At 59.4% G+C, this 11,605-nt stretch carries 14 protein-coding genes and 1 pseudogene; 7 read left to right on the forward strand and 8 right to left on the reverse strand.

Annotated features, from left to right (window positions below; translation table 11 throughout):
• Positions 1–26: 26 nt before the first annotated feature.
• Complete coding sequence (locus KHQ26_RS19830) at positions 27–527, reverse strand: YbaK/prolyl-tRNA synthetase associated domain-containing protein (RefSeq protein ID WP_002901088.1); 501 nt, start codon at positions 525–527, stop codon at positions 27–29.
• Positions 528–622: 95 nt separating this feature from the next.
• Positions 623–779 (reverse strand): annotated as a pseudogene (locus tag KHQ26_RS26110) (hypothetical protein).
• On the opposite strand from KHQ26_RS26110, the gene KHQ26_RS19835 reads away from it, so the two are divergent.
• Positions 774–1,910, forward strand: a complete 1,137-nt coding sequence (locus KHQ26_RS19835; protein ID WP_014907796.1) for a glycosyltransferase family 9 protein — start codon at positions 774–776, stop codon at positions 1,908–1,910. The pseudogene KHQ26_RS26110 and the gene KHQ26_RS19835 overlap by 6 nt on opposite strands.
• A 170-nt stretch (positions 1,911–2,080) precedes the next feature.
• Here the strand turns inward: KHQ26_RS19835 and KHQ26_RS19840 are convergent, their stop codons facing one another.
• Positions 2,081–2,323, reverse strand: a complete 243-nt coding sequence (locus tag KHQ26_RS19840; RefSeq protein WP_002901096.1) for a DinI family protein — start codon at positions 2,321–2,323, stop codon at positions 2,081–2,083.
• A gap of 270 nt (positions 2,324–2,593) precedes the next feature.
• Between KHQ26_RS19840 and KHQ26_RS19845 the strand changes: the two genes are divergently transcribed.
• Both KHQ26_RS19845 and KHQ26_RS19850 read left to right on the forward strand, forming a co-directional pair.
• Entirely contained in the window at positions 2,594–3,013 is a 420-nt protein-coding gene (locus tag KHQ26_RS19845; protein WP_029497360.1) for a translesion error-prone DNA polymerase V autoproteolytic subunit, read from the forward strand.
• Between the two features lie 2 nt (positions 3,014–3,015).
• Complete coding sequence (locus KHQ26_RS19850; protein WP_004152360.1) at positions 3,016–4,281, forward strand: Y-family DNA polymerase; 1,266 nt, start codon at positions 3,016–3,018, stop codon at positions 4,279–4,281.
• 6 nt (positions 4,282–4,287) lie between these two features.
• On the opposite strand, the gene KHQ26_RS19855 is transcribed toward KHQ26_RS19850, so the two are convergent.
• Positions 4,288–5,193, reverse strand: a complete 906-nt coding sequence (locus tag KHQ26_RS19855; protein ID WP_004140447.1) for a LysR family transcriptional regulator — start codon at positions 5,191–5,193, stop codon at positions 4,288–4,290.
• A gap of 166 nt (positions 5,194–5,359) precedes the next feature.
• Here KHQ26_RS19855 and KHQ26_RS19860 point away from each other — a divergent pair, with 166 nt between their 5' ends.
• A complete protein-coding gene (locus tag KHQ26_RS19860) occupies positions 5,360–6,109 on the forward strand; it encodes an SDR family oxidoreductase (RefSeq protein ID WP_002901225.1) in 750 nt (249 codons plus the stop codon).
• On the opposite strand, the gene KHQ26_RS19865 is transcribed toward KHQ26_RS19860, so the two are convergent.
• Positions 6,106–7,323 (reverse strand): MFS transporter, encoded by a 1,218-nt coding sequence (locus tag KHQ26_RS19865; RefSeq protein WP_020804432.1) that lies wholly within the window; start codon positions 7,321–7,323, stop codon positions 6,106–6,108. The two genes, KHQ26_RS19860 and KHQ26_RS19865, sit on opposite strands and share 4 nt — an antisense overlap.
• Before the next feature lie 175 nt (positions 7,324–7,498).
• On the opposite strand from KHQ26_RS19865, the gene KHQ26_RS19870 reads away from it, so the two are divergent.
• Positions 7,499–8,380 (forward strand): LysR family transcriptional regulator, encoded by an 882-nt coding sequence (locus KHQ26_RS19870; RefSeq protein WP_009309126.1) that lies wholly within the window; start codon positions 7,499–7,501, stop codon positions 8,378–8,380.
• 70 nt (positions 8,381–8,450) lie between these two features.
• Here the strand turns inward: KHQ26_RS19870 and KHQ26_RS19875 are convergent, their stop codons facing one another.
• Positions 8,451–8,570, reverse strand: a complete 120-nt coding sequence (locus KHQ26_RS19875; RefSeq protein ID WP_020804436.1) for a hypothetical protein — start codon at positions 8,568–8,570, stop codon at positions 8,451–8,453.
• Positions 8,571–8,637: 67 nt separating this feature from the next.
• Here KHQ26_RS19875 and KHQ26_RS19880 point away from each other — a divergent pair, with 67 nt between their 5' ends.
• Entirely contained in the window at positions 8,638–8,949 is a 312-nt protein-coding gene (locus KHQ26_RS19880) for a hypothetical protein (RefSeq protein ID WP_016946410.1), read from the forward strand.
• 121 nt (positions 8,950–9,070) lie between these two features.
• Here the strand turns inward: KHQ26_RS19880 and KHQ26_RS19885 are convergent, their stop codons facing one another.
• The gene (locus KHQ26_RS19885) at positions 9,071–9,553 is read right to left on the reverse strand and encodes a glutathione peroxidase (protein ID WP_020804428.1); all 483 of its coding nucleotides are present in this window, start codon (positions 9,551–9,553) and stop codon (positions 9,071–9,073) included.
• A 158-nt stretch (positions 9,554–9,711) separates the two neighbouring features.
• Here KHQ26_RS19885 and KHQ26_RS19890 point away from each other — a divergent pair, with 158 nt between their 5' ends.
• Positions 9,712–10,275, forward strand: coding sequence for a hypothetical protein (locus tag KHQ26_RS19890; RefSeq protein ID WP_004190861.1), 564 nt, complete (start codon positions 9,712–9,714; stop codon positions 10,273–10,275).
• A 45-nt stretch (positions 10,276–10,320) separates the two neighbouring features.
• Here the strand turns inward: KHQ26_RS19890 and KHQ26_RS19895 are convergent, their stop codons facing one another.
• Entirely contained in the window at positions 10,321–11,604 is a 1,284-nt protein-coding gene (locus tag KHQ26_RS19895; RefSeq protein ID WP_004152363.1) for a YeaH/YhbH family protein, read from the reverse strand.
• Position 11,605: the final 1 nt, after the last annotated feature.

Below are 11,605 nucleotides of genomic sequence, written 5' to 3' on the forward strand. Positions count from 1 at the left end.
CGGCGGAAATCTGGGCGGATGCCCGGTTAGCTAAGACGGCGAAAGGTCGCGATCTCTGGTCGGGCGATATGTAAATAGTCTTCGGTGTCGAGAATGATCGACCGGTCCAGGCGCCCGGCGTTAAAGGCGATTTGTGGAAAGCGTTCAAACAGCAGCGGGTCCGCCACCAGCCGCAGCGCCGGATGGAAACTGAAGGGGGGAATGGCGCCGAACACGCAGGCGGTGAGGGCCTCCACCTCCGCCGGGCTGGCCAGCGAGGCTTTGCTGCCGCCGATATGCCGGGCCAGGCTGGCGAGGTCGGCCTGCCGATCGGCGGCGAGGATCGCCAGCACATGCTGGTTGACGCCGTTTCCTTTCACTTTACAGACTAACGCTTTCGCGCCCTGGCCAAGCGCGGTGCCGCGGATTGCCGAGACGGCTTCGCACTGACCGACCGCCTCGTGCGCCATCACCCGGTAGCGGGCCCGGTGCTCATCGAGCAGCGCGCACAGCCGCTGGTGGATATTACCTTCTACTGCTTCAAGCATAGCGTCCTCCTGACATCATAAAGCAGCCAGCTTAGCGCTGTTGCGCCGGCCTGCCAACGGTGGGCCGGGAAATTCACCATTCGCTCATTATTACTTCACAGTGCTGTGGTGCAATCTCGCAGGCGCAGATGAGTTTTGTAAATAAAAAAAAGAATGATTTTCATTTTCAATCGAACTTTTTTTATTTCGCTCAGTCTCTATCGGACGACACAGAATATTAATAATTGCCGTAATGAGGTTAGGATGATGCACGATGCAACCATGCAGGGTTCCCCACGCAAGAAATTTAATAAAATAAGGGAGCTCAACAGACGGCGAAATTACTTTACTAAGAAAGTACGTAATGCCCTGCGGGTGGGGGTGGCGAAAGCGCTCTGGGATCGCCGACGCCGTCAGCCGGTAGATTTGTCGTCTGCGAAAACCGTCCTGTTGATGCGCAATGAGGGGGCGGTCGGCGATGTAGTGGTGGATTCCGCGCTGGTGAAATGCCTGCATCAGTCAGGCTATATCGTTGATTTTTTGCTGACGACCTCTAACAGCCAGGTGATGCGTTATAACCCGCGGATCCGCCATATCTATGAAGCTGACCCGGTCACGTCCGCCGATTTTTTGCGTAAATTTAATCATAACGTTCCTCGCGACGTTATTAATGAACTGGCTAATAATAAGTACGATATTATTATTGACCCTTCGCTGTTCGATATTCCCGTGCATCGCCTGCGGCTTTTCCGACAAATAAAAGCCAAATCAGTGCTCGGGTTTAATAAATGGCCATCGATTAAGCACTACTCCCACTCTTTTGATTTTGACTGCCAGCGCTGGCACGTGACGAAAACGTTCGAGCTGATCGCCGATTATCTCCAACTGGACACCCGCGGGCTGGACGCTTACGACCTGGCGGTGCCCGGGCCGATTATGCAGGAGGTGGCGCAGTATCTGGCGTCGCTAAGCGGAAAAGCGGTGGTGATTAATATTTTTGCCGGCCATGCCGACCGCAGTCTCTCGCAGACGCAGCTGGCGGAACTGCTCGACAAACTGCTGGCCCGCCACCCGGGGAGCGCGGTTATTCTGCTCGATCACCGGCGCGAGATCCGCATCCCGCTGCCGCCGGAGGTGGTGATTAACCCATTTAACACGTTACACCATGCGATGGCGCTGATCGCCCAGGCGGAGCTGATTATCTCCCCGGACACCTCGGTGGTGCACATGGCGGCGGCGTGGAACAAACCGCTGATCGCGGTCTATAAGGACGTTCTGCTTAATAACCGGCTGTGGGCCCCGGGCTATGACAACGCCAGGCAGATCATTGTTAAATGCGGGAAGGTCCATCAGCATCGCGGGCTAGTGGATAGAATTATAGCGGCGCTACCGGAGACGCTGTGAGGCGATGAGGGGAGACAGGTAGGGCTCACCTGCTGGCCGTATGCAAGAGCCAGCAGGTGAGCGAAGGTTGCATTGCCAGTCTGCAACCGCCGCTATTGTACTGTTGCCCGCGGCTCTGCCACATCCGGGAAAGCTCTTAAAGAGGTGGTCGCCGCGACTGACGGGCGGGATCACTCTTCAGTGAGCCACATATCCGCCTCTTCAAACATCTCCTGCACCGTGCGGCTGATCAGCTCTTTTTCATGCTTGCTGGCGTCGGTGTTGATCGCCGGCAGCGTCATCATCGGCTTCACCCGCACTTCCGCCTCCGGGAAAATGCGCTGCATGCGTTTGGTCAGCTCGTTAAGAATGGCCTCTCTGGCGCCCGGCAGCCCGGCAAAATTGCGCTTGTCATAAATCAGTTCCACAAACATCTTCTGTCCTCTGTATGCTGATCGCGGGCGATAGTTTTACTGTATTAATGTACAGTGTCAAGCGAATGCCGCGGCGCTGCGCATCTACCACCTCGCGCGGCGGGCGGGCTGCGCGCAAAAGCAGCAAACGGTTCGCTGGCGCTGAAGAAGACCCCTATTGACATCAAGGAGTTATTTCAGTGCTGGCGATTGATAGCTGGAGCCGATATTGACCGGTAAAATTGGCAAAACTACTGTATATATATTCAGTATTGTGTGGTGGGTTGAAAAATGAACGTTTACACGCCGGTTGAGCTACGTCAGATTGTCTCCTTTCCCTTTTTTGCCGACCTGGTGCAGTGCGGCTTTCCCAGCCCGGCTCAGGACTATGTTGAAAAGCGAATCGACCTCAACGAGCTGCTGGTGCAGCATCCCAGCGCGACCTATTTTGTCAAAGCCGCTGGCGACAGCATGATCGATGCCGGCATTGACGAAGGCGATTTGCTGGTGGTGGACAGCGCGCGTAAAGCGGAGCATGGCGATATCGTGATTGCCGCCGTCGGCGGCGAGTTTACGGTAAAGAAGCTGCAGCTTCTGCCGCGGGTGCAGCTTAACCCGATGAACCCGACCTATTCACCCATCGTGGTCGGCCGCGAGGAGACGCTCGATATTTTCGGCGTCGTAACCTACATCATCAAGGCGGCGGGCTGATCATGTTCGCGCATTGTGATGTGAACGCCTTCTATGCCAGCTGTCAGACCGCCTTCCGGCCAGACCTGAAGGGGCGGCCGGTGGTGGTGCTGTCGAATAACGACGGCTGCGTGATCGCCCGCTCGGCGGAGGCGAAGCCGTTTGTGAAAATGGGCGAACCCTACTTTAAGCAGAAGGCTGCGTTTCTTCGCCACGGCGTCGTGGCGTTTAGCAGTAATTATGAGCTGTATGCCGACATGTCCAGCCGGGTCATGGCCACCCTGGAAGAGCTCACCCCGCGCTGCGAAATTTACAGTATCGATGAGGCCTTTTGCGATGTCAGCGGTGTGCGTCATTGCAGAGATCTGACCGATTTTGGCCGCGAAATCCGCGCCACGGTGCTGCAGCGTACCCATCTGACGCTGGGCGTTGGCATCGCCCAGACCAAAACCCTGGCGAAGCTGGCCAACCACGCGGCGAAGCAGTGGCCGCGGCAGACGGGCGGGGTAGTGGACTTGTCCTGCCCGCAGCGGCAGCGAAAGCTGATGGCGCTGCTGCCGGTGAGCGAGGTCTGGGGCATCGGGCGGCGGATCGGCAAAAAGCTTGAAGCGATGGGGATCGGCACGGTACTCCAGCTGGCGGAGAGCGATATCCGCTTTATCCGCAAGCACTTCACGGTGGTGCTCGAACGAACGGTACGGGAGCTGCGCGGCGAGCCTTGCCTGGCGCTGGAGGAATTTGCCCCCGCTAAGCAGGAAATTATCTGCAGCCGCTCGTTCGGGGATCGGATTACGGCCTATGAGGATATGCGCCAGGCGATCTGCAGCTATGCCGCGCGGGCAGCAGAAAAGCTGCGCGGTGAGCATCAGTACTGCCGGTTCGTCTCCGCCTTTGTCAAAACCAGCCCCTTCGCGCTGAATGAACCCTATTACGGCAACAGCGCCTCGCTAAAGCTGCTGACGCCGACCCAGGACTCCCGGGATATTATCGCCGCGGCGACGAGCTGTCTGGATGCCATCTGGAAAGCGGGGCATCGCTATCAGAAGGCCGGCGTGATGCTCGGCGATTTCTACAGCCAGGGCGTCGCCCAGCTGAATCTGTTCGACGAGCTTGCTCCGCGGCACAACAGCGCCAGACTGATGCAGGTTCTCGACCAGCTGAATGCGAAAAACGGCAGGGGGGCGCTCTATTTTGCCGGCCAGGGGATCCAGCAGCAGTGGCAGATGAAGCGGGAGATGCTCTCGCCGCGCTACACCACGCGATACGGGGACCTGCTCCGCGTCAGATAACGCGCGCTATCCCTGCACCGCGGCCGGAAAAACCGCCGCCAGCCAGTCAATAAAGACGCGGAGCCGGGGCGGGACGTGCCGGTGCCGGGCATAGACAACGTGAAAAGGATAGGGGGCCGGGCGCCAGGCGCTGAGGATCTCCACCAGTTCGCCGCTCGCCAGCGCCGGTTTCAGCGAATAGGTAAAGGTCTGCACAATGCCTAAGCCCGCCTCGCCGGCGGCAATATGCGCGTTGCTCTCATTGATGCCGAGATGGGGCTCTGTCTTCAGCTCGGTGCTGACGCCGTGACGCGTAAAGCGAAACGGAAACGCTCTGCCGCTGGCCGGCGACAGATAGCTGATGAGCCGGTGGCCATGATGTAGTTCATCCGGCGAGGCGGGGGTGCCGTAGCGCTGAAGATAGCCCGGGGTGGCGCAGGTGACCAGCGTCGCCTCGCCGATTTTACGGGCGATCAGCGTCGAGTCTTCCATCGGACCGCCGCGGATGGCGCAGTCAATATTGCCGCTGATGAGGTCCGCGGGCTTATCGGCCACCTGCAAATCGATACGGATATCCGGCCAGGAGGTCATAAAGTCCGCCAGCAGCGGGATCAGCACATCGCACGCGGTCGACCCGCCGATGGCGATCCGTAGATGGCCCTTCGGCTTATTGCGGGCGGTATTGAAAGACGCGTCGATCTCTTCCAGGTCTTCCAGCAGACAGCGGGCTTTTTCATAGTACTCCCGTCCTTCCGGCGTCACGGTAATACGCCGCGTGGTGCGCTGCAGGAGGGAAACCCCAAGATGCGCTTCCAGTTGCTGAATGGTTTTGCTGAGGGTGGCGTTGGGCATATTCAGCGAGTCCGCGGCGCGGGTAAAGCTGCCGGCTTCGACAACGCGAGTGAAGGCTTTGAGAGCTGAAAACCGGTCCATTATTCGCTTTATCTTGGTTACTGGAGGTCATTATCCACCGAGGGGAAGAGTGTTTTTCAGATTAGGCCATTTTTCCGCCTCGCCGGGACGATTACAGTGCTTTCCATACCCGGCGGGGCGCGTTCGCGAGCCTGGCCTGTTTATACTCTAACCAAGGAAATGCACCATGAGCAAAAAACTTGCGGATAAAGTGGCGTTAGTCACCGGCGGCAGCGCCGGGATTGGCCTGGCGTCGGCGAAAGCACTGGCGGAGCAGGGCGCGAAGGTGTACATCACCGGCCGCCGTCAGGAGGAGCTGGATGCGGCGGTAAGATTCATCGGGCCCGCCGCCCGCGGGATCCGCGCCGACGCCGCCGTGTTAAGCGACCTTGACGCGGTATTTGCGACCATTGCCGAAGAGTCCGGCCGGCTGGATGTGCTGTTCGCCAATGCCGGCGGCGGAGACATGCTGCCGCTGAGCGCCATCACCGAAGCGCACGTCGACCGGATTTTCGCCACCAACGTGCGCGGGGTGGTGTTCACCGTGCAAAAAGCGCTGCCGCTGCTCGCCGATGGCGCCTCGGTGATTTTGACCGGCTCTACGGCGGCGGTAAAAGGGACGGCTAACTTCAGCATCTATAGCGCCAGTAAGGCCGCGGTACGCAGCCTGGCGCGCTCCTGGGCGCTGGAGGTTAGCGACCGCGGGATCCGCATCAATGTGGTCAGCCCGGGGCCGGTACGTACCCCGGGTCTGGGAGGGCTGGTGGCGGAGGCGGACCGCCAGGGCTTGTTCGATGCTCTGGCGGCCGGCGTACCGCTCGGGCGGCTGGGCGAGCCGGAGGAGATTGGCCGGACGGTGGTATTTTTAGCGTCGGATGAGTCGAGCTTTATTAACGCCGCGGAGATCTATGTCGACGGCGGGCTGGCGCAAATCTAAGCGCCTGCCGTCGCCGCACCGATCTGACCGGGCAGAGGCGCTTTCAGCAGGGCGATCAGCAGCGTACTGCCCACCATGATCCCCGCCGCCAGCCACACCATTCCCGACAGGCCAGCTGAGGCGATCAGCTGGCCGCCGACAAACGCCCCGGTGCCGATGGCGGCATTAAAAATGGCCACATAAATGGCTGACGCCGGCTGGGCGACCGCGCCCGCGCTGCGTAGCAGCCAGGTCTGTAAGCCGACGAACACAATCGCGATGCCGGCGCCCCACAGGGCTAACAGTAGCCCGCTAAAACAGAACGGCAGTGGCGCAAGACGGGCGGCGCCAAGGAGCGCCAGCGCGCCCCCGCTCAGCAGCAGCGCAGCGAAAATCAGCCCCTTCAGATGATGATCGATAAGCTTACCCGCGATAACGTTACCCAGCAGCCCGGAAACCCCTGACAGCAGCAGCAGGCCGGAGAGGGCGGTCGCCGGGACTCCCTGCAGATTTATCAGCAGCGGTTCAATGTAGGTGAAGGCGGCAAAGTGAGCGGTAATGATGCAGGCCGTGGCGCCATACAGGCCACCGAGCAGCGGATTGCGGAAGATATCGCGATAAACACGCAGCCTGACGGGGGCTGGGGCGGCCAGCGGGGGCAGCGTCGAGCACAGCACAGCAGCGGCGGCTAGTGACAGCAAGGCCATCGACATAAACGCGAGTCGCCAGCCCGCCAGGGTGGCGATAAAGCTCGCCAGCGGCACCCCCACTACGCTTGCCGCTGACACGCCGCCAAAAATGATCGCCGTGGCCAGCCCCAGCCGGTGCGGCGGCACCAGCTGCGCGGCGACAATGCCAATTAAGGCCCAGAAGGCGCCATGCGCCAGGGCGCCAATCATGCGGGCGCTCATCAGGGCGAACATCGAATAAGACCGGGTTGCGGCGAGGCAGGAAAACGCGAGGATCAGCATCAGCCCGACCAGCAGCGCCTTGCGGGAAATACGCGCCGGCATTGCGCCGGAAAGCAGAGCCGCCAGGGCGCCTACCCAGCCATAGGCGGTGACGGCGAGGCCCACGCCGGATTCCGTCTGGTGAAAATCCGCCGCCAGGGCGTTGAGCATGCCCACCGGCGCCAGTTCGCTGGTGACGATCGAAAAGGCGCAGATCCCGAGCGCAACGACGGCAATCCAGACGCGCGCCGGCGCCGGGTGGAGGGGTAAAGCAATCTCTTTCATATCAGGCGTATCCTTAGGAAAGGAGCGTTCCGCGCGGTGCACGGACGTTCAGGTGAGGAGAGAGCAGGCGATCGGATGGCCTGGTTGTCTCCGCGAATGGCGTGCAGTATCATCCCTGCGAAACTGATAAAAAAGAGCGGAAAACGGAGAGCCGTTTTCCATAAATGGAAAATAGATGACCGCAGAATTTCACTGGGATGATGCGCGCATATTCCTCGCCATCGCCCGGGCGGGAACGCTGAGCGGCGCCGCCGACAAGATGAACATGGGGATTGCCACGGTCTCCCGCCGGCTGGATCGGCTGGAGCAGGCGTTGAACGTTCCGCTCTTCAGCCGCCATCAGAGCGGCTACCGCCTGACCGACGATGGCGAAGCCCTGCTCGCGCGGGCGGAGGCGCTGGAATACGCTGGCCTGGCGTTCGGCGAAGCGGCGCAACTGCAGGGGCATGTCGCCGGGGTTGTCCGTCTGGCCACCTCGGATAACCTGGCCACGCATTTTATTCTGCCCTCCCTGAAAGGGCTCCTGGACCATTATCCCGAGCTGCGGGTGGAGGTGCTGAGCGGCGTGCAGCCGGTGAACCTGCACCGTCGGGATGCCGATCTGGCGATCCGCATGGTCAAGCCTGAGGCCGGGCATCTGACGTTAAAGCGGCTGGGGACGGTGGGGTTTGGCGTCTATGGCGCCGCCGACTGTCTGGCCGGGGCGGACGGCCTGTCGCTGAGCGAGGCGGACTTTGTGGGGTGGCCGGAAACTCACCAGCACCTGCCGGCCGCCCAATGGATCACGCGCACCCTGCGCGGCCGGCCGTGTAAAGTCGAAGCCAATACGCTCGTGGCCCAGGTTTCCGCAGTATCCGCGGGACTCGGATTGGGCGTCCTGCCGCACTTTATGGCGCGGGCCAGCGGCCTGCAGTGCCTGCAGCCGGAGATCGGCGCGGATCAGACCCTCTGGCTGGTGATGCATTCTGACCTGGCCGGATCCAGACGCGTGCGGGTTCTCGCCGACCATCTCATCGCTCTCTTTGCGGACCATCAAGATCGGCTGGCGATGCCCTGAAGGGGCGCGGCTTGGGCGTGTATCGATAAGACTGCCCGAGGCTGACGAGCCACGATTTTTTCCGCGCCAGCTAACAGTGATACTCGCCGCGCAATATTCGGCCCAATGCTGCCCCGCAGTCGGAAATACTGCAGAGTGAGAGGATATCCCCGTCCGGCAAAATAATTTTGTGTTGTGGCCAGCGCGGCATTGTTGCGCTCCCCCAGAAATGCCTGTCGATGTTAGGGTGAGACGTTTATCACCACAGGAGAACGCAAATGATTGTCAGGACCTGGCACGGCTGTGTGCCATTGCAACATGCTGAGGGGTTTGCCCGCCACCTCGAGCGGACCGGCGTGGAACACGCTCAGAGCATCGCCGGCAACCGGGGGGCGCTGGTGCGCCAGGAAAACCAGGGCGAATGGGCGCATTTCTTTCTTGCCACCTACTGGCAGGATCTCGCGGCGGTCAAAGCCTTCGCTGGCGAAGACTATCACGTCGCGGTCACCTATCCGGACGACGACGCATTCGAACTCCTCTCCGACCCCTATGTGTTTCAGCATGAAGTCGAGGTCGTGTCGCCGCTGTAGGCTGATGACCGGGCAGGTGGAAGATTGGCCAGCAGCAGGCGGTTGCTGGCCGCGTGAGAGCGACGTCTACCTTGTATGGGCAGCCAGCCGCCGCTGGGTGAACGTGGCATGATGGGAACACTCAGCGCGTGAGGGCCGCGACAATGGAGGCTTCCATTTTCTCCGGCGTCGTGAACGGCGCAAAACGCGTGAGGGGTGTGCCGTCGCGACCGATGAGGAACTTGGTGAAATTCCACTTGATCCGTCCGCCGAGCACGCCGGGCAACGCTTGTTTCAGATAACGAAACAGCGGGTGTGCGGCGGGGCCGTTGACGTCCACTTTCTCAAACATCGGGAAGCTCACGCCGTAGTTAACGTGACAAGTCTGCTCGATTTCATCCGCACCGCCGGGTTCCTGCTTACCAAACTGGTTGCACGGGAAACCAAGCATTACCAGCCCCTGAGCCGCGTACTTTTTGTAGAGCGCTTCCAGGCCAGCGTATTGCGGTGTGAAGCCACAATGGCTGGCCGTATTCACCACCAGAACCACCTTGCCAGCATAGTCAGCCATGGAGAGGGGCTGGCCGCGCAGGCGGGTAGCCGTCAATTGATAAAAAGGGGTCATAGCAGGCTCCTGAGAGTAGAAACAGTTCAACGCTGACGATCGCGCGAATGTTTGAAGCAGATTAGGCAGTTATGATACACAGGGTTAGGGATTTGTACCTGGAGTGTTAAAAAAACGCCAGATGTCATAGAGAAAATCGCGAACAGGAACGGCTGAAAATGATGAAATATGTCTTATCGCTGGTGGTGGTGGCGATACTCGCAGGATGTACCAGCACGCCAAACTTGCCGCCTCGGGATACCATTGTGGCGATGAAACCCACAGAGTCCGGTATTGTCGCCAGCTCAGCGAAATACAGTTACCGCTTTGTCCGTGACGGTGTGCCTCAGGAATATCAGCGTTATAAGACCTTTTATGAACGCTTTCACCAACAGGCTTCCGGCGTGCGGGTTAACTTTGTCGTGGTACAACATGAGGTGACGGCGGAATATCTGGTGGTGATGGATCAGCGCAAACTGGATGCCGGGCAGCATAGCGAGCTGGTGAATCAGTATCATGCGGTGCAAATTGATAACGATCGCCTCGGGGTGTTGTTTAAAGCGACAGGATTTTGGACTGCATCGGACGCGTCAGATCTGGCCGCCGCCTACCAGTTAGCGCACCCCGTTGTGGTATCAATCAATGATAAGACCAAAACGATTAGCTCGCTTGGCGCCGTTGCCCTGGCCCCGTTGTTTCCGTTTTACATGATGTATGGATGTGCCACCGGGCCTTGTGTCTGAGGAAAACAGCCAGCAAGTCACTCGACTCACTGGCTGAGTATTTAATTAAGCTTCACTTTTAGATGACTGCTTGTGAAACAGTTCGCGGAATACCGGGTAGATATCCTCCTGGTCGCGAATATGCTGCATGGCGAAATTATCAAAGGTCGCCTGCAGGTGTTCATACTCGCGCCACAGGGTCTGATGCGCCCGGCGGGTAATTTCGATATAGCTGTAATAACGCACCACCGGCAGAATTTTCTTCGCCAGCAGTTCGTGGCACAGCGGGGAGTCATCGGCCCAGTTGTCGCCATCCGACGCCTGGGCGGCGTAGATGTTCCACTGCGCCGGATCATAGCGGGCCTGCACTACTTCATCCATCAGCTTCAGGGCGCTGGAGACAATGGTGCCGCCGGTTTCCTGAGAATAGAAAAATTCGTGCTCATCCACCTCTTTTGCCTGGGTATGGTGGCGGATATAGACCACGTCGACGTTTTTATAAGTCCGGCTGAGGAACAGATACAGCAGGATATAAAAGCGCTTGGCCATGTCTTTGGTGGCCTGGTCCATCGAGCCTGAGACGTCCATCAGACAGAACATCACCGCCTGGCTGGAAGGCTCCGGCCGTTTTTCGTAATTTTTGTAGCGTAAATCAAAGGTGTCGATAAACGGCACCCGCTCTATTTTAGCCCGCAGTTCGGCAATCTCTTTGCGCAGGCGCTCCTCCTCCAGCAGCTGCACCGGTTCGCTGCGGCTGATGGCTTCCAGATCCTCCTCCAGGGCGCGCAGTTCACGACGCTTGCCGGCGGTCATCGCCGTACGGCGGGCCAGCGAGTTCTGCAGTGAACGTACCACGCTGATGTTGGCTGGCACCCCATTGGAGGTAAAACCCGCGCGATGGGTTTTAAACTCGTTCAGCTGCCGGTGCTGGTTTTTCTTCAGGTTCGGCAGGGCCAGATCTTCAAATAACAGATCCAGGTATTCATCTTTCGAGATCTGGAAGACAAACTCATCCTTTCCTTCACCATCGGCGCTGGCTTGCCCCTGACCGCTACCGCCGCCGCCGCCACCGCCCTGCGGGCGCTCAATGCGGTCGTTTTGCACAAAATGGTCGTTGCCCGGGTGGACGCGGTTGCGCAGGCCGCCGCGACCCTGATGAAACATCGGCTCGTTGATATCGTCCGTCGGGATCGAGACGGATTCTCCGCTCTCAATATCGGTCACCGAGCGCTTGTTGATGGCCTCGGAGATCGACTGTTTAATCTGCGCCTTATAACGGCGCAAAAAGCGCTGGCGGTTGACGGCGCTTTTGTTTTTCCCGTTCAGGCGTCGGTCTATGAACCAGGTCATA

This window comes from Klebsiella sp. 10 (assembly GCF_018223925.1).
Lineage (GTDB): Bacteria > Pseudomonadota > Gammaproteobacteria > Enterobacterales > Enterobacteriaceae > Klebsiella > Klebsiella pneumoniae.

Coding starts and splice junctions, on each gene's coding strand:
- KHQ26_RS19830 (WP_002901088.1), bottom strand. CDS start 527: ATGCTTGAAGCAGTAGAAGGTAATATCCACCAGCGGCTGTGCGCGCTG.
- KHQ26_RS19835 (WP_014907796.1), top strand. CDS start 774: ATGCACGATGCAACCATGCAGGGTTCCCCACGCAAGAAATTTAATAAA.
- KHQ26_RS19840 (WP_002901096.1), bottom strand. CDS start 2,323: ATGTTTGTGGAACTGATTTATGACAAGCGCAATTTTGCCGGGCTGCCG.
- KHQ26_RS19845 (WP_029497360.1), top strand. CDS start 2,594: ATGAACGTTTACACGCCGGTTGAGCTACGTCAGATTGTCTCCTTTCCC.
- KHQ26_RS19850 (WP_004152360.1), top strand. CDS start 3,016: ATGTTCGCGCATTGTGATGTGAACGCCTTCTATGCCAGCTGTCAGACC.
- KHQ26_RS19855 (WP_004140447.1), bottom strand. CDS start 5,193: ATGGACCGGTTTTCAGCTCTCAAAGCCTTCACTCGCGTTGTCGAAGCC.
- KHQ26_RS19860 (WP_002901225.1), top strand. CDS start 5,360: ATGAGCAAAAAACTTGCGGATAAAGTGGCGTTAGTCACCGGCGGCAGC.
- KHQ26_RS19865 (WP_020804432.1), bottom strand. CDS start 7,323: ATGAAAGAGATTGCTTTACCCCTCCACCCGGCGCCGGCGCGCGTCTGG.
- KHQ26_RS19870 (WP_009309126.1), top strand. CDS start 7,499: ATGACCGCAGAATTTCACTGGGATGATGCGCGCATATTCCTCGCCATC.
- KHQ26_RS19875 (WP_020804436.1), bottom strand. CDS start 8,570: ATGCCGCGCTGGCCACAACACAAAATTATTTTGCCGGACGGGGATATC.
- KHQ26_RS19880 (WP_016946410.1), top strand. CDS start 8,638: ATGATTGTCAGGACCTGGCACGGCTGTGTGCCATTGCAACATGCTGAG.
- KHQ26_RS19885 (WP_020804428.1), bottom strand. CDS start 9,553: ATGACCCCTTTTTATCAATTGACGGCTACCCGCCTGCGCGGCCAGCCC.
- KHQ26_RS19890 (WP_004190861.1), top strand. CDS start 9,712: ATGATGAAATATGTCTTATCGCTGGTGGTGGTGGCGATACTCGCAGGA.
- KHQ26_RS19895 (WP_004152363.1), bottom strand. CDS start 11,604: ATGACCTGGTTCATAGACCGACGCCTGAACGGGAAAAACAAAAGCGCC.